This is a genomic window from Paenibacillus sp. BR2-3, assembly GCF_046529485.1.
GTDB lineage: Bacteria > Bacillota > Bacilli > Paenibacillales > Paenibacillaceae > Paenibacillus_AQ.
Window position 1 is genome coordinate 3944109 of record NZ_CP126311.1, and the last position, 21044, is coordinate 3965152.

A 21044-nucleotide genomic window follows, 5' to 3' on the forward strand; every position below is an offset into this window, starting at 1 on the left:
TTACAAACACATCATTTTTACAAACGTATTTACATTTTTTCATAACATTCAGCCCACGAATATTACCGCTCTGTATATCCTGCCCCTAAAGCCAAGCTAATCTCAGATCACTTCAACTGGAAATTTCCACTTATCCCTCGGTAAAAGCAAAAAATAAAGCCTCCGGGCGGAGGCTTTGGTGTCTTTGTCTCTGCAACAGTCAAGCTAGTGGTCTGACACTGGTTCCTTAGCCCAAGAAAGAACGCAACATCCACTGATGCTTCTCAAGATCACTACGGATTTTGATAAACAAGTCAGCCGTAGGCTGGTCACTGCCTTCTTCTGCAAGCTCGATGCCTTCAGTCAGCTCTTCGGATACTGTTGCAAAGTCCTCAATGAGGGTCTGAACCATTCTCCGGGTGTCTTCCTTGCCGGTAGCTTCCTGAATGGTAGCCAGCTCCAGATATTCTTTCAGAGTAGCTGCCGGAGTTCCTTTAATACTCAGAAGCCGCTCTGCCACCTCATCCATTTTGAGCGTAACGTCATCATACAGCTCTTCAAATTTCACGTGAAGGGAGAAGAATTGCTCTCCTTTTACAAACCAATGGTAATTGTGCAGTTTAACGTATAATACGTTCAGGTTCGCAACCTGACGGTTCAAGATTTGCTGCAAAGAATTTGTGTTTACTTTATTGGATGCTTTAGCCATGAGTGTAATCCCTTCCTTTATTCAAATTTTAGCCGCTTGCCTTCGTGATCTTGGCTCTGCCCGGTTATCTATACAGATTTTACCCTACAATGTACAAGACGAAACAAGGGGAATGGGGCTTTTCTCCTTTTCTCTGGAACAACGCTTGTCTCACTTTATAGGATGAGCCAAGTTAACTGTCCTTATGCTGTGCATAAAAATGTACCCCATAGCCATCAAAGTAAAAAAGGGCCGGAGCGGCCCCTTGGGTACTATTCTGAATGTCGAATTTTGCTGTTACATCATTCGGAGTAAGGCCTCCGCTCCGCTCATCCCGGGAACGATACCCAAATTCTCCGCTTCTATAGTAACAGATTCCAATGGGGCTGCAAGCAGCTCAGGCAGCGTACGAACGCCTACCGCCCGTGCAGCAATAATATGCCTGTCACTAAGGCGTTCATTAAGGAGTCCTACATCCAGTGCACCGCACATAATATATCCCTTGCTTGTGTTGATTGTTAGAAGGGTCGTTTTGGGAAGCTTCACTTCACACCCAATCAAAATATGATCACCAACCACAATAGGCTCCAGTGTAACCAAATTACAGCACCTCCCTTTTTCGCACTGCACGCTATATATGTATGCCTCACCCCCTATTAATGTGTGGATGGTAGTCCTATATACGCAATAAAAAAGCAAGGGCAGAAGTCCCGTTTTTCCACCTGCTGCCATATGATTATTGAGCTTTTAATGGTATAGTTTATAATACTTAAAGCATCATTCCTAATGACAAAGCTGGGGGATTTATGGACATGAAACTACAAAGCACAGACGGAAATTATTTATTTAACGTCGACATCCTGATTAATGCCCGTACCAACCCGCTTGCCTTGCAATATTTGCTGGAACTGTTGAACAACCATGATAAAGTAGCCGATTTCAACATTAATTCGGGTCTGGAGCTAGGACGAACGATAGACAGCTTGCTCCGTTCCGCAAAATTGGCTTTGAATCAGGAAATAACCCCTCCGGTGCCGGTAAAACTACCTGCGAGAGCAGCAGTCAAGCCTGCGCCAGCACAGTCTGAACCGCCAATACAACCAACAGAGCCGGTACAAGCACAGCAAGCGATGGGGCCTTCCGATGCCTTTGGACAGATTCGCCAATATATTCAGAATAAACAATTGGTTCGGATACGGGCCAATCGTCATGGCAAGCAGGTATCCATGCCCTGCCGTATTTTGAATTTTGACGAAACAGCGACTACATTAAGCGTATATCACGTGGATGAGAAGCAAGTGTACACCTTCAAACTAAATGAAATTGACGAGTTTATGTAAAAGCAGTACCGAAAGGCAAACAAGCACCCAGACCTTTTTCTCAAAAGGCACCGGGTGCTTTTTTTGCTACTTTCCTGATCTGCGTGAAAAGGCCTCCATAGCCAGAAATAACCAGCCGGCAAGGAAGCAAATACCGCCCAGCGGCGTAATGGCTCCTAATATGGTTATACCGGTAATGCTCAGAATGTACAAGCTCCCGGAGAACAGCACAATACCTGCAATCAGCAGCCTCCCGGCCCAGCGAAGTCTGTTGCTTTCCCCCCACTGACCTGCGATCAGGGAGATCAGAATCAGTCCAAGCGCATGCATCATTTGGTATTGTACACCCGTTTCATAAACCTTTAAAGAATCCGCGCCGATAAGGGGCTTCAACAGATGGGCGCCAAAGGCCCCTATCGCTACCGACAGCATGGCCAGCAATGCTCCCCAAGCTAAAAATGTCCGCTGCATGATTATACAACTCCTTAAAAGTATAGGCTTTTAACTAACCTTCTTGGACTCCTCTCATCTTAACGTATAGAAAGACTTCATTTCCAGTTGACCTTTTTTCTTTATTTAAAGTAAAGGCTTGCATTTACAGTCGTCTTGTGAAAAAGTTAAAGAATACAATGCCATTCTCATCTGTCAAAGGAGTGCGAAATATGGACAATGACTTTCTTTCGAAATCGGATCCACCTATTCCTTCACCAATTAATAACGCTCCTGATCCGGGACAGCCGGAACCCCTGCCTAACCGCGAGGTACGGTATGATCTTAAGCATTCAGGCCCAGGTATTGCTTCTTTTGTAATCAGTATTGTCACGCTTATAGGCTACATTGTCTCCTTTATAATAGCCGGGGCCATGGCCTCCTCTATCCTGGATGAGTTCGGTGAAATGAGCAATGATTCTTCACAAGCTTTTTTATTCCTGGGATTGGTAGTCTTGGGTCTTGCTGCGCTTAATGTCATCGGGGTAGTACTTGGTATCATAGGCCTCTCCCTTCGCAACCGGCGCAAAGTATTCGCCATTATCGGCACCATTATCAATGCAATTATTATTCTGGTCTTTATGCTGCTTATTGCAACGGTTCTCGTGAACGCAGGTGCGATGTAGTACGCAGGCAAAAGAGGCTGTTTCCACGGTGGATAACCCTGCCACCTGGAAACAGCCTCTTTATGATGATCATCAAATCCGTTATTCAGTTATTGGTTTACAACTCTCCCGAAGAAGACGCGCTTCCGCCTCCCTCATCCCCCACGACGGACAGCTTGGAAAGCACACGCTGCTTGACCGTGTCATCGCCTGGCACTGATTTTTCCACATATTCGAAGACTACAGGGTCACCCATATTCAAGCTCTCAGGCGCAGTCTCCGTACCGGCTCCAAGCTCAAAAGCAATTGGGCCCTCCTCTGTCTTAATTTCAACGGAATGGCTATCAATTTGTCCCACATAGATCCCGCTCCCCTTTATCACTTGCGGTTCTTCATCAGTTGGTTGGGTGGGAGCCGAAGTGCTGACACTCTCTGTCGGTACTGGCGATGCCGTTGCGGTTGGGGTGCTTTCCTCGCCCGGTGCCACTGCCGGGGTACCGTTGCCGCAGGCCGTTAAAGCCAGCATCAACACAGCGATTGCCGCTATAGCGGGCAATGAGCGTTGTTGTCTCATGTTGAATACCTCCTGGAAATAAGTGTTATAGGTTGCGGGCAATGCTTACCCATATAAACGTAATGCCCAGAGCGAAGGTTGCAAAATCTGCCCGCAGACGAATTAATGAATTTTAAAATATCGCACTAAAGCTGCTCTTCACCGTTTAAGCGCCGCTGTAAGCAATCTTCCCGTTTACTACCGTCATTCTGACATTAACCTTTAAAAGCTCTTCCGCCTCCTGATAAATGTCCCGGTCAATAACCGTAAAATCGGCTCTTCTTCAAGCTGAGATGACGCTCCGCTCGTTCTCTTCTCCAGCCGCAGCAGCGCTGCCGGAAGTGAAGAGATCAACAGCTTCCTGGATCGTCAGCTTTTCTTCCGGCAAATATCCCTCATGATCCTCCCCCGGCTTACGGCGCGTAACGGCGGCATGAAGCCCAAGAAAAGGACTAAGCGGTTCAATCGGCGCATCGCTGCCGCCGGCACAAGAAATGCCGGCCTGGTTCAGCTTTTTCCACGCATACAAATATTCCGTTCTTCCAGGACCGACTCTATCCAACACCCAAGGGAAATCACTGGCGACAAAACGAGGCTGAATATCAGCAATCAAGCGAAGCTTCCGCATCCTTTCCAGCAGACCGGCATTCAGCACCTGGGCATGGATGAACCGGTCAGGTAAAACTGACGATGGTGATAAGGCCGTATGCTCCATGGCTGCAAGAGTCATACGTGCTGCTGCATCACCAATGGCATGAACAGCCACAGGGAACGATAGCTTCCGGGCTGACGCTACTATTTCATTCAGCATTTCTTGCGTGTTGAACAATATCGCGGTCATGTCATCCGCTCCTCATCTTTTCATACAACTTGTAACTTCCATTCTATTATAGGCACCAGCCGGATGCACGTCCCGGGCAACACAATAATCACATATCCCCCATCTCCATGAATATACTTTAGTTACAACCCAATGCTCGTGCTTATATTTCATGGGAGGTGGTCATCCTGTCGCAATCGCACCAGCCCTTTACATTCGTCGTATCAAAAGAAGACTGGTCCCTGCACCGCAAAGGCCATCAGGATCAGGAGCGTCATCAGCAAAAGGTCAGAGACGCCATCAAGGATAATTTGCCGGATCTCGTTACCGAAGAGAATATCATTATGTCGGACGGCAAGCAGATCGTGAAGGTGCCGATTCGCAGTCTGGATGAATACCGGATTATTTACAACTACCGGAAGCAAAAGCATGTAGGCCAAGGAGACGGGGACAGTCAGGTGGGTGACGTGCTAGGGCGCGAGCCTACAGCGACCGGGCCGGGAAAAGGGGATAAAGCGGGCGATCAGCCGGGTCAGGATACGGTGGAAGCAGCGGTTAATTTGGAGGATTTGGAGGACATTCTGTTTGAGGATATGGAGCTTCCGCACCTGAAGCCAAAGGATAAGGAGCAGATCGAGGTCAAGTCGATCGTCTTCAACGATATCCGCAAAAAAGGGATGATGTCCAATATTGACAAAAAGCGTACCCTGCTGGAAAACCTGCGGCGCAATTCAAGCGCCGGGAATCCCGGAATTCACGGCATCAGTCCCGACGATTTGCGTTACAAAACCTGGGATGATATCACGATCCCCCACTCCAATGCCGTCATTATTGCGATGATGGACACTTCCGGATCCATGGGTACTTTCGAAAAATACTGTGCACGCAGCTTCTTCTTCTGGATGACACGCTTTCTGCGCCGGCAGTATGAGAAGGTTGAGATTGTTTTTCTCGCCCACCATACAGAGGCGAAAGAGGTTAGCGAGCATGATTTCTTCACCCGGGGAGAGAGTGGTGGAACTATTTGCTCCTCTGCATATCAAAAAGCGCTGGAGATTATCGACGGGCGTTATCCGCCTGCCAAATACAACATTTATCCGTTCCATTTCTCGGATGGGGATAATCTGACCTCGGATAACGAGCGCTGTGTCAAGCTGATTGGAGAGCTTCTGAAACGGAGCAATATGTTCGGCTATGGCGAGGTAAATCAATACAACCGCAGCAGCACCCTGATGTCGGCTTACCGCCATCTCAAGCATGAGCAGTTCATGCATTATGTCATCAAGGATAAGAAGGAAGTTTATCAGGCATTAAAGACTTTTTTCCGCAAGCGGGAAGGCGCGCAGGGATAGTTTGCTTCAAAAAAGAACTTCCAGCTCCGCTCACCAGGCGGTTTTGGAAGTTCTTTTGGCTTGGGATAATCTTAATGCACCTTCTCGCGGTCCTTGCCTTTGTCGGACTCACCGGCGTTTTTGTTCGCGGCATCACGGTCCTGCTGCATCTCTTCCACAGATTTGACCTTCAGGCGGGCGGCCCCTTCATAATTAACTGCTGTGGGAATCAGGTTCCCGGAGGACAGCGTTTCTTTGGCTTTGGCAATCGCCTCGCCGTACTGAGGCAGCCACTGCCCACCTGCAACCAGCATTTCATCTACCATTTGCCAGATTTCCTTGGGGTTACAAACAGCGCCTACCAGCGGGTCCATCATAAAAGCCTGCCGCAGCAGCTTGTCATCCCCATGCACTGCCGCCTCAACCGCCAGACGTTGTACCGAGATGCTTGCATTGCACACGGCTGCCGGCCCGAGCGGCAAATCTCCGACATGCGGCATTGAAATTCCATTACGGTCCACATATCCCGGTGCTTCGATAATAGCATCATCCGGAAGGTTCGAGATGACACCGTTATTCACCACGTTGAAATGCCCTCTATATACCCTTCCTGTTTCCAGACCCTCGATAATAAAAGATCCATGCTCTTCCCCGCGATTCTCCGTTGTATACTCCAGCGCCGGGTCCTTCATCCAGTTCGGAAAATCGGTTTCGAACCAGTTGCGGCCTTCTGTGCAGACACGTAAGTATCCACCTGTCTCGCCGTTTATCCAGCTTCCCAGATCGATCCAGTCTTTAATTTCATCAGCGCGTTTGCGATACCAGGGCACATACTCGCTCAAATGGCCGTTCGATTCTGTGCTGTAATATCCGAAACGGCGGAGCATATCAATCCGGACCTTTTCGGTACGGCTGAATTCAGGATGCTTCTCAAAAGCCTCCAGCAATCCTCCCGTTAAATCCTTGCCCTTATGACTTGCCGAAATGTACCAGGTTTGATGATTGATTCCCGCACAGATGATATCAACGTCTGACTTTTTAAGTCCAAAAACCTCGGCAATCTGCTGATGTCCATGCTGCACACCGTGGCAGAGTCCGATCGTCCGCACACCGCCGTACTTATTGCAAGCCCAGGTCAACATAACCATCGGGTTTGAATAATTAAGCAGTAATACGTCCGGTGCAGCCACCTCTTTAATATCACGGCAAATATCAAGCATCTCCGCGATCCCGCGCTGCCCGTACATGATGCCCCCTGCGCAAAGAGTATCCCCTACACATTGATCCACGCCATACTTCAGTGGAATGTCCACATCTGTTGAGAAAGCCTCCAGTCCGCCCATCCGAATCGTACAAAATACATACTTGGCATCCTTCAGCGCTTCCCTCCGGTCCTTTGTCGCCTGTATGTTAATCTTTAAGCCGTTCTCGATAACATCCCGCTGGCACAGTTCGGTAACCATCTCCAGGTTGTGGCTGTTGATATCCATAAATGATACTTCAATATCTTTAAATTCCGGTACAGTCAAAAGATCGCGCAGCAAACCCCGGGTAAAACCAATACTTCCCGCCCCGATGAACGTTACTTTAAAAGACATAATACTCATCCCCCGTCATGAATTGGTTGTTCCTGTCCATTGTAGCAAGGGACTTCCGGTAAGCGTAACCAAAATCATGACTTCTTTGATCTTCAGGTGTCAAATATCCTCACCTAAATTACCCGAGTCACCCTCTTCGTAGGTCCAGGCATGACGTTCAATGGAGTTGCGGTATTCTACTGGAGTTAAACCTGTATACTTTTTGAACAGCAAATGAAAGTATTGTCTACTGCTGACGCCCACATAATCGGCTATCTCTGCTACTGGAATATCGCTCTGCCCGAGCAGCATTCTGGACTTCTCCATCCGCAGCACATTCAGATAATCGGTAATAGTGCGGCCAGTATGTGTCTTGAATATACGGTGCAGGTAACCGGGGTGGAGATTAACTGCTGAAGCAATATCCTTAACCTGAATACTTTGGTCATAATTCTGGTGCAGGAAGTCTATGCTGCGCCGGACATAAAATTCAGGTAGCTGTAGACTGCTGCGCACCTTTTCGCTCCGTAATCTGGATATGCGAAGCAGCATCTCACAGAACAGCAAATCGGTCATGCTCCCCCCCTCCGCACCCCGTTGATCCAGCTCCAGTACAAGGCTTTTCAGCACATGGTACACTTCGTCCGGATCAGGCAGCACCAGGCTGGAGAAAGGTGTGCCAAGCATACCGGCAACTTCTTGCTCCTCACGGGCCAATCTTCCTACAGAAGGAGCGACCCCCTTATATCCTGTGAACCCGAACTCCACATTCAGCATCCGGCACGAGACGCCCTCCTCGACAATGAGCCTGTGCGGAATGTTGGCGTCCAGAACGATGAGCTCTCCCCGCTTCAAATGGAAGCTCTCCGTATGTCCTTCCCGCTGCCGCACATCGACGGTACAGCCACCGGATATAAGATACATAATCTCGGTCGAGTTATGATGATGAAACGGCATCCGGTAATTATTCCACTGCTTATAATAGTAGGCAAAGAATCGGGGACTGAAGTCTCCATCGATTAATGCCTGCTGAAAAAGACTTCCACTAAGCTCAGACAACATCCACCCCCCTTATAGGACCAATTGGTATTCTTTAGTTCTTTCAAGTGTATCTCTCCAATCGCTTCCGGACAAGAAAAGGCGGTGATGGAGTTAAAAAAGCCCTCGCTCACCGCGACACAGCATCACGGTAAGCGAGGGCTATTTCTGCAAGAGTTCATAAATCGGTCAGCCTTTGCTCGCACCGGCCGTCAAACCGTCCACAAGCAGACGCTGCAGGAACATAAAGAGGATCATAATCGGAACTGCGATCAGAACAGCGCCAGCTGCGAATACGGTGAAGTTGGTATTCTGATTCGAATTGACCATATCCCACATCCCCACGGCAACCGTCCAGTTCTCCTTCGTACGCAGAATCAGGCGTGCGAAGATGAAGTCTACCCACGGGCCGACGAACTGTGTCAAAGCCATGTAGGTAATCATAGGACGGGACAACGGCAGAATCACCCGCATAAATATACCAAAGTTGCTCGCACCGTCGATCCGCGCAGCTTCGTCCAGCGAACGGGGAATCGTATCGAGGAACCCTTTGGCAATCAGTGTGCCCATCAGCGGTGCGCCCGCGGCGTACACAATGATCAGTGCCAAATGCGTATCCAGCAGATGAAACTCTTTAAGCAGCAGATAGATGGCGATCATACTCATGAATCCCGGGAACATCCCAAGAATCAGAATCGTGGATAGCGCGGTCTTGCGTGCCTTGAAACGGAAGCGCGATACGGCATAGCTTGTAAGCAGGGTCAGGAATACGCCGATCAGCATGGAGAAGATTGAAATCTTCAGTGTATTGGCATACCACTGTCCGAACATAAGCGATTGGCTGGTAAACAGTTCCCGGTAATGATCCAGCGTGAAGCTTTCCGGAATAAGTGTCTTACTGTACAAGGATTTACCGGGCCGGAAGGATGCCAGAAGAATCCAGAGCGCCGGATACAGCGCCGCAATCGCCAGTATAACCAGCAAAATGTGACTAAGACTTAGACGTATGACATTGGCAATTTTGCGTCCGCTCATTGGATCATATCCTCCTCTTTAAATGATCTGGTCCGGCGATAATTATAGATCGAGAACGAAGCAATGATAATAAAGATGATAATCCCTACAGCGGATGCCATATTATACTTGTTCTGATCCAGTGTCAATTTATACAGCCACGTAACGAGCAGGTCGGTTGAACCGGCATATTGATAATCGCCGTTTACAGGATTGCCGTTGGTAAGCAGGAAGATCGCATTAAAGTTGTTGATGTTCCCGGCGAACTGGGTAATCAGCGTGGGTGCTGTAGAGAACAACACCATCGGCAGTGTAACGATACGGAACTTCTGATACCCGGAGGCTCCATCCACTTCTGCCGCTTCATACATATCCCTCGGAATGGTTGTAAGTACGCCCATGATTAACAGCATGGATACCGGAATACCCACCCACATATTTACGATAATAACGGTAACCTTAGCCCAGAATGGATCGGTCAGCCATGGAAGTCCGCCCAGACCGAAATATCCGAGATACTGGTTGATCGGGCCGAATTGCCCGTTAAAAAGATTGCGCATCAACAGCAGAGAAATCAGCTGAGGAATGGCATAAGGAACAATGAGGATGGCTCTCCACATTCCCTTAAAGCGGATGCCCTTTTGACTGATCAGCAAAGCGACAAGCAGACCGCCAAAATAGGTTGTAACCGTGGATAGAATGGCCCAAATGATGGTCCACGTTAATACTCCATAGAAGGTATGACTCCAGGTCTTAAGGACCAGCAGGTTACGGAATGTCTCAAATCCTACCCAGTCAATCAGCTTGGCTGGCGGCATATGGTTCGGTGCCGAGTAGTTGGTGAAGGCCAGCATAATCATGAAGATAATCGGCATCACCGTGAAGAACAAGATCCCTATAGATGGCAGAACCAGAAAGGTCTGCGCAAATTTATAATCCAGAATATAGCGGATCGTCTGCTTGAAATTATTCGCATGAAGACCGGCTTCGCGTTCCGCTCCAATCTTATAAGCGTCTTTGATATTCATAAAGAAAGCAATCAGGAACAGAACAAAGATAAGAAGTGTGATCAAGCTTTGAATCATAATATAAATGGAATGGTCACCAGGGACCATTTTGGCAATCCCCTTCACTTTCTCCAAATGACTGGCTGTATCGCCCAAGGTTGCCATGCCCCAGAAGGCTCTTCCGAGATTCCCGATAAAATAGTAGATGCTTACGGCTTCGACTGCCAGAAAAATAAGACCTTTAATGAATTGGCGGTTATATATTTGTCCCAATCCCATGAATAACGTCGACAGTATTGCGGCCCTCGTACGGTGTCGCTGCATTTCCCTTCCTTGCTCCTCTCCTACGGGAAATCAGGAAATCGCCCGCCGCTAACCATGCGGCGGGCGATTTGATTTCACGAATATACTGTTAGAACGGTGGATTCACTGTGAATTGTTATTCTGCAGAAGCTCCATTATTCAAATCTTTGATTTGCTGAGCCGCTTTTTCCATTGCAGCTTTTGGATCTGCGCCATTGTCCCAGATTTCCGGAAGTGCTGCATTTACAGGGCTCCATACGTTGCCCATCTCAGGAATGGAAGGCATAGGCTGGGAGTTCCTGGCTTGTTCTGCAAAAGCGGAAATGTAGGCATCATTGGCAACTTGAGGATCTGCCAGAGCTTCGTTATTAGTAGGAATGGAGCCCACTGTTTTGTTCAGCAGGAGCTGGGAATCCTTAGAAGAAGCGAATTGAGCGTAAAGCTTAGCTGCGTTAGGGTATTGAGTATAAGCATTTACAGCGAAAATCTTGAAGCCTGCAAAGGAAATAGCTGTTTTACCGCCAATGGTAGGAAGCGGAGCTACACCCAGGTTGTCGCCCAGAGCTTTTTTGTAGGTGGTCAGTTCCCAAGGACCGTTAATATCCATGGCTACGTCACCGGAGCTGAACAAGCTGCGTTTGATGTCAGGGTTGATATCGCCACTCTTGATTGGCAGAGCTTCTTTCAATTTCACATACTCTTTCAGAGCGGTTACAGCGCCTTCAGAAGCGATACCGATGTCGTCTTTGTTGGTGCCATTCTCACCGTAGATATATCCGCCAGTTGAAGCGATGAACGGATAGTTGAAGTACATGTTGCCGGTTTCCCACATGATTCCGTATCTGTTCTTAGCTTTGTCCGTGAAAGTTTTGCTGAATGCCAGAACATCATCAAAGCTCTTCGGAGCTTCTTTCAGCAAGGATTTATTATAGTACAGGGCATAAGTTTCTGCCGCTCTTGGATATCCATAGAGAGTTCCGTCATAAGTGCCGCCAAGAATGGAAGCTTCGGTGTTGTTGGCTGTTGTCTCTTCGGCGAAGAGATCATTCGGAAGCAGCAGTTGTGCGCTGGCTGCTCTACCCAGGTTATCGTGAGGGAAAATAACTACGTCGGCTGCCAGGCCGGAAGGACCATCCTGGGACAGCTTGGTAACTTGATCTGCCGGAGAGAGCTCTTCGATTTTAACCGGCACATTATATTTGGCAGTGAATTGCTTGGCTATTTCATCAGCGAATGCTCTTTCTTCTTTACTTTCCCATATGATCAGTGTAGCACCTTCTTCAGGTACAACTTCTGTCGCAGCTACTTCGCCGCTGTTAGTGCCTGCATTTTCGGTCGTTGCATTCTCTGCAGGCGCGTTAGTTGCTGCAACATTTCCCCCATTGTTGTTGCCCGACCCGCAAGCTGTAATGGACAGAGCCATCGAGAAAGCAGCGGTGAGAACCATGAGTTTTTTCAACTTCATTACATTAACCCCTCCCGTTAATAAACTACATATTATGATAACACCGCGCTTAAAAGAACTTGCGCAAACGATTTCAGAAAAGGCAGAAAATATGTATTTTTGTCATCAACCTAATCTGTATCATCTTCAACAAATTTTAGAAAGCGCTTTATTCATGAATCCATCATACATCAGCAGGGTTTGTTTGTAAAAACGTTTGCACAGGTTAAAATTGGTCATTTTCGGTCCTTTTGCTGTAATAACCAGCACTTCTCTCTCTTATTTGCAGAATAGCTCTGATTTGAACCTGTTTTTCAGGTTTATTAATTACTTTTTGCTCTATTTCCTCTTAATCTTAGCTAAAAACACTCTCTAAACCCGTAGTTAATACCCATTCTTTCTATAAAAATCCTGCTACTATGTGAATAATTGTGCAATGGTTTGAACAAAATAGATTGAACCCTCATTTTTTTCGTGCTATAATCCGAAACAACCCGGGGAAATGCCTTCTTACGCTTCAATTTTTTGTCTTCCCCTACTCAACACAATTAAAAGGCACTGTTACTTATTACAGGTACATCCTCGGCAAGCTAATTTGCTTCGGATGTGCCTGTTTGCTATGAGTAGGTTTGGGTTAATTTAATTTTCAGTTACTATTTATCCATCGTTTCATACTTCAGGGAGCCAACGCTCACAACTTTTAGGAGGAATTTTAATGTTGCTGGAAGCTGTATATCATCGTCCACGGTTAAATTGGTCTTATGCTTATGATGAGAATACCATTCACCTGCGCCTGCGTGCCAAAAAAGGAGATTTGACCGAGGTTTATGCCTGGGTAGGAGATAAATATGCCTGGGATTCCACCAAGGAACTGATCCCGATGAGTCTCTTCACCTCCGACGACATGTTCGATTATTGGGAATGCGAGTCCGTTCCCCCATATCGCCGTCTGAAATACGGATTCCTCCTGCAAAAGGATCATGAACGGATCTGGATGACTGAAAGCGATTTTCAAACCGACCGACCTGCGAATCCGGAAAAACTGTTCGAGTTTCCTTACATTAACCGCGGCGATGTTTTTACTCCCCCGGCATGGGTAAAGGATGCCATCTTTTATCAAATCTTCCCCGAACGCTTTGCGAACGGCGATCCTGCCCTTGATCCGGAGAACGTGCAGCCGTGGGGCGGCAAACCGAAGCGGGACAATTTTTTCGGGGGAGATCTGCAGGGAGTTATCGATCACCTGGACCATCTGAGTGAGCTGGGCATTAACGCAATCTATTTCACCCCCATCTTTGCTGCGACGACGAACCACAAGTACGACACGGAAGATTATATGAGAGTTGATCCCCAGTTTGGGGATGCCCAGACGCTGAAAAAGCTTGTTGATGCCTGCCATGAGCGCGGGATTCGTGTACTGCTGGATGCTGTTTTCAATCATGCAGGCAGAACCTTCGCCCCATTTGTAGATGTACAGGAAAGAGGAGAAGAATCACCCTACAAGGACTGGTTCTATATCAATCAATTTCCGCTTGAAATCGTAGAGGAGATTCCGTCCTATGATACTTTTGCCTTTGAACCGCTAATGCCTAAGCTGAATACAGAAAATCCCGAGGTCAGACAATATTTACTGGAGGTCGCCGAATACTGGATCAAGGAAATAGGCATCGACGGCTGGCGGCTGGATGTAGCCAACGAAGTGAGTCATGAGTTCTGGCGGGATTTCCGGAAGGTAGTCAAACAAGCTAATCCCGATGCGTACATTCTTGGAGAAATATGGCATGAATCCGCGCCATGGCTGGAGGGCGACAAGTTTGATGCGGTGATGAATTACCCGTTCACCAATGCGGTGATTGATTTCTTTGTTCTCGGAAAGCTCGACGCAGAGGGCTTCGCAAATGCTATCGGCAAACAATTATCCCGCTATCCGCTGCAAGCGAGCGAGGTTGCCTTCAATCTGCTCGACAGCCATGATACAGCACGCCTGCTCACACTGGCTGAAGGGGACAAGAAAAAGCAGAAGCTGGCCGCTTTGTTCCAATTCACCTTTATGGGTACGCCTTGCATCTATTACGGTGACGAAATTGGAATGGACGGCGGTCCGGACCCGGATTGCCGCAAATGCATGGAGTGGGATGAGGAGAAGCAGGACCGCGGTTTGTTTGACTTTTATCGCAGATTGATTGACATTCGGGCCAGCCATCCTGCGCTCCGTACCGGGACGATTCGCTTTCTTGAAGCAGGTCGGCATGGTACCAAGCTTGCTTATGAGCGCCGTCTGGGTGACGATGTTGTTATCGTGCTGGTCAATACGGATGAAACCGTACAAACCTTCCGGTTGACTGTGGACGAACGCAGCTGGGAAAATGTCTTCACCGGTGATTCCCTCCGGACAGAGCGCGGCATCCTGTCCGTGAAGCTTCCCGCATTCGGATATTCGGTTGTAAAGGCTGTCTATTAATAATAGAAGGAATTATGTGAAACTGTTCATAGTAAACCTTCAAGAGCCATCATCCGTTTCGCGCGGTGATGGCTTTTGAGGTCTGTTGCTTCGTGTAGTGCATCGCATTCCGGATGTGATCCTGGAGGACTTTATCTATTTACAATTAACATTTCTTCGATTAATATTACTTTGTAAAGCAAACGGTTCCATAAGGAGGTTTCTATGACAGTTACCATCAAGGATGTGGCCAAGAAAGCGGGAGTTTCTCCCTCCACGGTATCCCGGGTATTGTCGGGCCATCCCAGAATAAGCTTGGAAACTTCCCGCAAGGTTAAAGTTATTATGGAGGAAATGGGGTATCACCCCAACATGATGGCTAAAAGTCTGGTGTCGAAGACTACCAACAGCATTTGTATCATCCTGCCGAAACCCGCTGAAGAGCTGTTCTCTAATCTGTTTTTCATGGAATTAATCCGCGGGATTGTTACGCAAGCCAGCCGTTCCGGCTACGATGTACTCATCAGCTCCGGCGCGAACGAGAAGGAAGAATTGGAGGCAGCCTCCAGGCTCCTCAAAGGGCGCCGCGTGGACGGCGTTATTCTGCTGTATTCGCGTAAAGACGATGCTGTCATTGATTTTCTGGAGAGCAACGGCTACCCTTTCGTTCTTGTAGGACGAAGTGACCGTTATGAAGATATCTTATCTGTCGATAACGATAATGTTATGGCAGCGTATGATGCTACTAATCACCTGATCTCTATGGGACACCAACGCATCGGTTTCGTCAGCGGCCCGCCTAATCTTATTGTTTCGCGCGACCGTCTCGAAGGATACCGCAAGGCGATGCAGAATAGTGAGCTGGAGATGCGGCCTGAGTGGATTGTTGAGGGTGAATTCCTACAGGATAGCGGATATCGGGCCATGTCTTTTTTCATGAATCTCCCGAACAGGCCGACCGCGCTTGTAGTTGTGGATGACATGGTTTCATTTGGTGTATTGCGGGGGCTGAATGAATTAAAGTACAGTGTCCCTAAAGACCTGGCCATTGTCAGCTTTAACAACATTCCTATCTCGGAGCTATCCAATCCGCCAATCAGCAGCATTGATATCGGAATTTATCATCTAGGCTACACTGCATCCCAGGTACTGATTCAGAACATTCAGAAGACGGATAGCAGTGCTGGTTATACCAACAGATTTGTTATTCCGCATCGCCTGATTGTCCGTGAATCTTCCATGAACTCCCTTGGAAAAAAATGACTGAATAAATGAAGCAATAAGGCTTCATTTATTTTTTCGAAAGTTGTACAAACGTTTGCGCTATAACAATTAAGGAGGTTCTTTAATGACGGAAATAAAAGCATGTTTGTTCGATTTGGACGGTGTGCTCGTCGATACTGCCAAGTACCATTATATTGCCTGGAAAGAGCTTGCTGATGGGCTCGGGTTTCCATTTACTGAACAGGATAATGAACGGTTAAAAGGGGTCAGCAGAGCCGCTTCCTTGAACATTCTGTTGGAAATAGGCGGTCTGAACTTCGACGAAGCCGAGAAAGAAAAACTGGCCGAGAAGAAGAACAAGCGCTATGTCGAATATATTTCGGCTATGGACAGCTCGGAGATTCTTCCCGGTGCCCTGGATTTTCTGAAGGAATGCCGTACCCATGAAATCAAGGTTGCTCTCGGCTCGGCCAGTAAAAATGCGATGATGATTCTGGACAACACCGGGCTTACCCCTTACTTTGATGCCATCATTGATGGTACACATACTTCTGCCGCCAAGCCGGACCCGGAGGTATTTCTGCTTGGCGCCGAGGCTCTCAAGACCGCTCCGGAGCACTGTGTAGTCTTCGAGGATGCTGAAGCCGGAATAGAAGCGGCCACCCGGGCCGGAATGGTCAGTGTCGGAATCGGCTCTCCAGAAACACTTGGAGCCGCCACCATTGTCGTTAACTCTCTCCAGCAGATTAATGTGGCCCGCTTGAGGGAATCTTTTGTAAGCGCTTGACATTAGATTTCTGGTGAGAAGTCACGAAGAGGAATTTTGGAACTGGAGAAGCGTTAGCGTTCGCCTTTATAATCAGATTTCATCCGTAAAATACGGTTTAAATAAAGAAATCTGATTATAACAGCGATCGGAGGTCCAAACATTCCTCGCAGTTACGGCCCAACACCGGATCTTATAGACTATATTTTTTAAAATCTATATACCCCCAACTATAAAAGGAGCGATTAACATGAAGCAATATTTAAAGATTGATGAATGGTCGATTATTGAGGAATCCTTTGATCCCCAGACCCATGAAATATCCGAAAGTGTATTTAGCCTAGGAAACGGATATATGGGCGGACGTGCCAACTTCGAAGAGCAGTACAGCGGTCACAGCCTCCAGGGCAGCTATATGGCCGGGGTATATTATCCCGATAAGACCCGTGTCGGCTGGTGGAAGAACGGTTACCCGGAGTATTTTGCCAAAGTCCTTAACAGCACCAACTGGATCGGCATCAATATTGAGATTGACGGAGTTCAGTTGGACTTGGCCACAAGTACCGTTTCCGAGTTCCGCCGCGAACTGAATATGAAGGAAGGCACCCTTTCCCGGAGCTTTACAGCTACACTTGAGGGCGGCAAGGAAGTCAAGGTCGAAAGCATACGTTTTGTCAGCATGACCCGCCGCGAAATCGGAGCCATCCGTTATTCGATTACCCCCGTTAATTTTGCAGGTAATATTACGATAACTCCATATCTCGACGGCGATATCAAGAACAAGGATTCCAATTATGACGAGAAATTCTGGAATGAGGTTGAGAAAAAAGGCGAGCCGGGCGGCGGCTACCTCACCCTGAAGACAAAAAAACTCGACTTCCATGTTACCTCGGCAATGGCGTTCGATATCTTCGTGGGCGGCGAGAAGCTGTCCGCTGAGGCTGAAGTGATCGAGCAGGAGAAATATGTGGCCTGTAAAATAAACCTGTCGGTGCAAGCGGGCGATCAGGTGGTTATTTACAAATATGCCGCAAACGTCACCTCCCGCAACCATGGTCTCGGCCAACTTGTCGAAGCCGCCACAACCAAACTTCAAGAGGCCAAAGAAGCCGGATTTGTGGCACTTTTGACGGAACAAGCTGAAGCCTGGAGAGATAAATGGAAGGAAAGCGACATTATCATCGAAGGCGACGCTTCTGCGCAGCAGGCCATCCGCTTTAATATTTTTCAGCTAAACCAGACCTATAACGGCGAGGATGACCGTTTGAACATAGGTCCCAAGGGCTTTACCGGTGAAAAATACGGCGGAAGTACATACTGGGATACAGAAGCATACTGTGTACCCTTTTATCTCAGTACAGCCGACTCCTCCATCGCCCGCAATCTGCTGATTTACCGTTACAAGCATCTTGAGAAAGCAAAAGAAAATGCCCGCAAGCTCGGCTTCACCAAAGGTGCTCTATATCCAATGGTCACCATGAACGGTGAAGAATGCCATAATGAATGGGAAATAACTTTCGAAGAGATTCACCGGAACGGCGCCATCGCCCATGCCATCTACAATTATGTGAATTACACCGGCGATAAAGCCTATCTCGGTCAATACGGACTTGAGGTGCTGGTAGAAATATCCCGCTTCTGGGAAGAACGCGTTCATTATGTATCTCATAAAGACAAGTTTGTAATGCTTGGTGTTACCGGTCCGAACGAATACGAAAATAATGTCAACAATAACTGGTATAGCAACCGGATGGCTTCATGGACGATGGAGTACACGTTGGAAGCGCTGACCTACCTGCAGGAGAACGAACCCGCCCGTTATGCTGAGTTGACTGAAAAGCTGGAGCTGCAGGCTATCGAAACAGCGAAATGGAACGAAATCATCGCCAAAATGTATTATCCAGCAGATGATGAACTTGGTATTTTCCTCCAGCAGGATGGTTTCCTGGACAAAGAGATCATTCCAGTGAAGGAACTAAAGCCGGAGCACTTGCCTCTGAACCAAAAATGGTCCTGGGATCGTATCCTGCGCTCCTGCTACATTAAACAGGCCGATGTACTGCAAGGACTATACTTCCTGGGTGACCGTTATGACCTGGAGACCAAAAAACGGAATTTCGACTTCTACGAGCCGATTACCGTTCATGAATCCTCTCTCTCCCCTTGTATCCATGCGATACTTGCCTGCGAGCTGGGGTATAAGGAAAAGGCTTATGAAATGTATCTCCGCACCTCAAGACTGGATCTTGACAATTATAACAATGATACGGAGGATGGCTGCCATTCCACAAGTATGGCCGGCACTTGGATGTCCATCGTACATGGCTTCGGCGGACTTCGCGTTCTGGGTGACAGATTAATTCTGAAGCCTTCCAACCCGGGCCACTGGAAATCCTATTCTTTCAAAATCATGTTCCGCGGCGCCCGCCTGAAAGTGAGTGTAACAGATCTCAATGTCACGGTTGCCAATGAAACCGAAATTCCGGCTTTAATCACGATTTACGATAAGGAATTCACAGTGAATGGCCTTAGCAGTGTTACGGCACAGGGGAATTCCGCCCTTGCGGGTAAACAGCTATAACCGAACCTTCTGGAAAGAAGCTGTAGTCTATCAGATTTATCCAGAGCCATCGCCGCTGAGATTCAGCCGCGGTGGCTCTTTATTAATGTCCTGGCTGACAGATGTCAGGAAAGGTTCCCAAATTCATGCTATACTCGTAACTACAGTGAATGTTGGACTTCCGGCCGCTGCCCATCTCCAGATTTCCTGATGTGTATCGCTGTCCGCGGTTGAAATCCGGAGACAGCCTACTAGAGTATAGTACTGGTGTCCAGCCCCTCCTCATCCAACCGCACGTGAGGTTTTCCCGCATACGGGCAACTTCCTTGGCCTTCGTCCAAAAGCACGAGACTCGGCTTCCTCTTTTCCTATTGCGAAGCCGCTCTGACGATGCCATTTGCTCGCCCGGTCTCGGACCGGTATTTTTGTCGATGCGCTTCTAAGCACAGACTTCGCCATACGCAGGCAGCCTAGCTACGCGGAGGCTTGGCCCGTTTGGCCCCTCCCGCGACCGGACTTTCACCGATTAGAGATTGCGTGCTTATCTGGCACGCTGCTTTCGTGGCGAGCTTTCCTGCGGAAAGCTTTCGGACGGTCGCTGCTGCTCCTCCAGTTCCAAAATCCCCCTTCGTGACTTCGTATAGCTGTAAAAAGTGCAATTATAACCCGCCGTTTGCCCCTTATGGGCCGTTTAATTGTATTGCATACAATTATTTTTCGGGATTTTTGTAAAACTGGACTTTATACGTAGATTTAATTGTACAGAGTGCAATTAGCGATCGATTTATTGGATTTAGGCGCCAAATAAATGTACAGAGTGCAACTCGAGTTCGAGCTCTATCCGCCGGGTGATCCGGAGGAGAGGATTACCGCTGCGAGGTGTGGATTCCGGTCAAGAAGAAATAAACTGCAGGTATTTTTTGTTTTGCGAATAGCGGGCAGCTTGGTATAATAAAAGAATTATGGCTCTTCCTTATGCTGTAATTCATTTAAGCAATCGGTGAAGGAGAAATTCATGTCTAATGTAAAAATTTTTGCAGACAGCACTTCCGATTTGCCGCAAGGCTGGAAGGACACTTATAACATTGGCATTATCCCGCTTTATGTGATTTTCGAAGATAAAACCTACCGTGACGGTATGGATATTACACCCGAGGATGTATACGAGAGAGTAGCGGCGAACGGATCTTTACCGAAAACCGCTGCACCCTCACCCGCCGATTTCATGGCGGCCTTTACTCCGGCCATTGACGCCGGGCATGATATAGTCTACATAAGTCTTTCTTCTGCCCTCTCCTCAACTTATCAGAATGCTCTGCTCGCTGCCGGGGAATTTCCGGAAGGCCGGATAAAGGTCATTGACTCACGAACATTGTGCGGGGGGATCGCCCTTCTTGTAATGAAAGCTGTTCGCGCTGCCAGTAAAGGTCATAGTGCAGCCGAAATTGCCGACATGCTGGAACGGGATCGAGACCTGGTTGAAACCGAGTTCGTTGTGGATACGCTGGACTATTTATATATGGGCGGACGCTGCTCCGGCATGCAGAATCTGATCGGCAGTTTGCTCAAAATCCGGCCTCTCCTCAAGATGGTTGAAGGAAGCATCGTACCTGTAAGCAAAATTCGCGGCAAGAAAGAAAAAGCTGTAGAGCAGATGCTCCAGAATGCGCTCGCGAACGTTGAACGGATGGATAAGGATCTGCTCATTGTTGCGCATACCATGGCTGACGAAGAGGCACGGCACCTGCAGACCGCTCTGCAGGAAGCAACCGGCGTTGATGAAATTGCACTAATTCCTGCAGGCTGTGTCATTGGCAGTCACTGTGGTCCGCAAACCATTGGCCTAATGTATATGCTAAAGTCTTAAACCGACAACAAACCTCCGAA

Annotated in this window: 18 protein-coding genes and 1 pseudogene; 9 read left to right on the forward strand and 10 right to left on the reverse strand. The window is 48.0% G+C overall.

What is annotated here, in order from left to right; genetic code table 11:
* Positions 1–226 precede the first annotated feature (226 nt).
* A complete protein-coding gene (locus PaeBR_RS19055) occupies positions 227–688 on the reverse strand; it encodes a Dps family protein (protein WP_410512090.1) in 462 nt (153 codons plus the stop codon).
* Positions 689–964: 276 nt separating this feature from the next.
* A complete protein-coding gene (locus PaeBR_RS19060) occupies positions 965–1267 on the reverse strand; it encodes a YunC family protein (RefSeq protein ID WP_410512091.1) in 303 nt (100 codons plus the stop codon).
* Between the two features lie 212 nt (positions 1268–1479).
* On the opposite strand from PaeBR_RS19060, the gene PaeBR_RS19065 reads away from it, so the two are divergent.
* Positions 1480–2007, forward strand: a complete 528-nt coding sequence (locus PaeBR_RS19065) for a hypothetical protein (RefSeq protein ID WP_410512092.1) — start codon at positions 1480–1482, stop codon at positions 2005–2007.
* Between the two features lie 66 nt (positions 2008–2073).
* Here PaeBR_RS19065 and PaeBR_RS19070 read toward each other — a convergent pair whose 3' ends face one another.
* Positions 2074–2457, reverse strand: a complete 384-nt coding sequence (locus PaeBR_RS19070) for a DUF423 domain-containing protein (protein ID WP_410512093.1) — start codon at positions 2455–2457, stop codon at positions 2074–2076.
* Positions 2458–2648: 191 nt separating this feature from the next.
* Here PaeBR_RS19070 and PaeBR_RS19075 point away from each other — a divergent pair, with 191 nt between their 5' ends.
* Positions 2649–3101 carry a hypothetical protein gene (locus tag PaeBR_RS19075; protein WP_410512094.1) on the forward strand — a complete coding sequence of 151 codons (453 nt, stop codon included), beginning with the start codon at positions 2649–2651 and terminating at the stop codon, positions 3099–3101.
* 97 nt (positions 3102–3198) lie between these two features.
* Here PaeBR_RS19075 and PaeBR_RS19080 read toward each other — a convergent pair whose 3' ends face one another.
* Both PaeBR_RS19080 and PaeBR_RS19085 read right to left on the reverse strand, forming a co-directional pair.
* The gene (locus PaeBR_RS19080) at positions 3199–3654 is read right to left on the reverse strand and encodes a hypothetical protein (RefSeq protein ID WP_410512095.1); all 456 of its coding nucleotides are present in this window, start codon (positions 3652–3654) and stop codon (positions 3199–3201) included.
* A gap of 145 nt (positions 3655–3799) precedes the next feature.
* Positions 3800–4450 (reverse strand): annotated as a pseudogene (locus tag PaeBR_RS19085) (amidohydrolase family protein); the annotation flags it as partial.
* 191 nt (positions 4451–4641) lie between these two features.
* On the opposite strand from PaeBR_RS19085, the gene yhbH reads away from it, so the two are divergent.
* The gene (yhbH, locus tag PaeBR_RS19090; protein ID WP_410515241.1) at positions 4642–5805 is read left to right on the forward strand and encodes a sporulation protein YhbH; all 1164 of its coding nucleotides are present in this window, start codon (positions 4642–4644) and stop codon (positions 5803–5805) included.
* 71 nt (positions 5806–5876) lie between these two features.
* Here the strand turns inward: yhbH and PaeBR_RS19095 are convergent, their stop codons facing one another.
* The 5 genes from PaeBR_RS19095 to PaeBR_RS19115 all read right to left on the reverse strand — a co-directional run bounded on the left by PaeBR_RS19095 (position 5877) and on the right by PaeBR_RS19115 (position 12188).
* A complete protein-coding gene (locus PaeBR_RS19095) occupies positions 5877–7382 on the reverse strand; it encodes an alpha-glucosidase/alpha-galactosidase (RefSeq protein WP_410512096.1) in 1506 nt (501 codons plus the stop codon).
* A gap of 99 nt (positions 7383–7481) precedes the next feature.
* Positions 7482–8423, reverse strand: coding sequence for an AraC family transcriptional regulator (locus tag PaeBR_RS19100; RefSeq protein WP_410512097.1), 942 nt, complete (start codon positions 8421–8423; stop codon positions 7482–7484).
* 165 nt (positions 8424–8588) lie between these two features.
* Entirely contained in the window at positions 8589–9434 is an 846-nt protein-coding gene (locus tag PaeBR_RS19105; RefSeq protein WP_410512098.1) for a sugar ABC transporter permease, read from the reverse strand.
* The gene (locus PaeBR_RS19110; RefSeq protein ID WP_410512099.1) at positions 9431–10744 is read right to left on the reverse strand and encodes an ABC transporter permease subunit; all 1314 of its coding nucleotides are present in this window, start codon (positions 10742–10744) and stop codon (positions 9431–9433) included. Before PaeBR_RS19110 ends, PaeBR_RS19105 begins: the two co-directional genes overlap by 4 nt.
* A gap of 115 nt (positions 10745–10859) precedes the next feature.
* Entirely contained in the window at positions 10860–12188 is a 1329-nt protein-coding gene (locus PaeBR_RS19115) for an extracellular solute-binding protein (protein ID WP_410512100.1), read from the reverse strand.
* Positions 12189–12882: 694 nt separating this feature from the next.
* Between PaeBR_RS19115 and PaeBR_RS19120 the strand changes: the two genes are divergently transcribed.
* From PaeBR_RS19120 to PaeBR_RS19145, 6 genes are all read left to right on the forward strand, one after another.
* A complete protein-coding gene (locus PaeBR_RS19120) occupies positions 12883–14628 on the forward strand; it encodes an alpha-glycosidase (protein ID WP_410512101.1) in 1746 nt (581 codons plus the stop codon).
* A gap of 204 nt (positions 14629–14832) precedes the next feature.
* On the forward strand, positions 14833–15870 hold the full coding sequence (locus PaeBR_RS19125; RefSeq protein ID WP_410512102.1) for a LacI family DNA-binding transcriptional regulator: 1038 nt from the start codon (positions 14833–14835) through the stop codon (positions 15868–15870).
* Between the two features lie 85 nt (positions 15871–15955).
* Entirely contained in the window at positions 15956–16618 is a 663-nt protein-coding gene (gene pgmB, locus PaeBR_RS19130; protein ID WP_410512103.1) for a beta-phosphoglucomutase, read from the forward strand.
* Positions 16619–16847: 229 nt separating this feature from the next.
* Positions 16848–19178 (forward strand): glycoside hydrolase family 65 protein, encoded by a 2331-nt coding sequence (locus PaeBR_RS19135; RefSeq protein ID WP_410512104.1) that lies wholly within the window; start codon positions 16848–16850, stop codon positions 19176–19178.
* Entirely contained in the window at positions 19159–19368 is a 210-nt protein-coding gene (locus PaeBR_RS19140) for a hypothetical protein (RefSeq protein ID WP_410512105.1), read from the forward strand. Before PaeBR_RS19135 ends, PaeBR_RS19140 begins: the two co-directional genes overlap by 20 nt.
* Before the next feature lie 804 nt (positions 19369–20172).
* Entirely contained in the window at positions 20173–21024 is an 852-nt protein-coding gene (locus tag PaeBR_RS19145) for a DegV family protein (protein WP_410512106.1), read from the forward strand.
* The last annotated feature ends 20 nt before the right edge of the window (positions 21025–21044 follow it).

What these genes read in the sequence shown, in the direction of transcription:
- PaeBR_RS19055 (WP_410512090.1), bottom strand. Translation starts at nt 688, where the DNA reads ATGGCTAAAGCATCCAATAAAGTAAACACAAATTCTTTGCAGCAAATC.
- PaeBR_RS19065 (WP_410512092.1), top strand. Translation starts at nt 1,480, where the DNA reads ATGAAACTACAAAGCACAGACGGAAATTATTTATTTAACGTCGACATC.
- PaeBR_RS19070 (WP_410512093.1), bottom strand. Translation starts at nt 2,457, where the DNA reads ATGCAGCGGACATTTTTAGCTTGGGGAGCATTGCTGGCCATGCTGTCG.
- PaeBR_RS19075 (WP_410512094.1), top strand. Translation starts at nt 2,649, where the DNA reads ATGGACAATGACTTTCTTTCGAAATCGGATCCACCTATTCCTTCACCA.
- PaeBR_RS19080 (WP_410512095.1), bottom strand. Translation starts at nt 3,654, where the DNA reads ATGAGACAACAACGCTCATTGCCCGCTATAGCGGCAATCGCTGTGTTG.
- PaeBR_RS19095 (WP_410512096.1), bottom strand. Translation starts at nt 7,382, where the DNA reads ATGTCTTTTAAAGTAACGTTCATCGGGGCGGGAAGTATTGGTTTTACC.
- PaeBR_RS19100 (WP_410512097.1), bottom strand. Translation starts at nt 8,423, where the DNA reads ATGTTGTCTGAGCTTAGTGGAAGTCTTTTTCAGCAGGCATTAATCGAT.
- PaeBR_RS19105 (WP_410512098.1), bottom strand. Translation starts at nt 9,434, where the DNA reads ATGAGCGGACGCAAAATTGCCAATGTCATACGTCTAAGTCTTAGTCAC.
- PaeBR_RS19110 (WP_410512099.1), bottom strand. Translation starts at nt 10,744, where the DNA reads ATGCAGCGACACCGTACGAGGGCCGCAATACTGTCGACGTTATTCATG.
- PaeBR_RS19115 (WP_410512100.1), bottom strand. Translation starts at nt 12,188, where the DNA reads ATGAAGTTGAAAAAACTCATGGTTCTCACCGCTGCTTTCTCGATGGCT.
- PaeBR_RS19120 (WP_410512101.1), top strand. Translation starts at nt 12,883, where the DNA reads ATGTTGCTGGAAGCTGTATATCATCGTCCACGGTTAAATTGGTCTTAT.
- PaeBR_RS19125 (WP_410512102.1), top strand. Translation starts at nt 14,833, where the DNA reads ATGACAGTTACCATCAAGGATGTGGCCAAGAAAGCGGGAGTTTCTCCC.
- pgmB (WP_410512103.1), top strand. Translation starts at nt 15,956, where the DNA reads ATGACGGAAATAAAAGCATGTTTGTTCGATTTGGACGGTGTGCTCGTC.
- PaeBR_RS19135 (WP_410512104.1), top strand. Translation starts at nt 16,848, where the DNA reads ATGAAGCAATATTTAAAGATTGATGAATGGTCGATTATTGAGGAATCC.
- PaeBR_RS19145 (WP_410512106.1), top strand. Translation starts at nt 20,173, where the DNA reads ATGTCTAATGTAAAAATTTTTGCAGACAGCACTTCCGATTTGCCGCAA.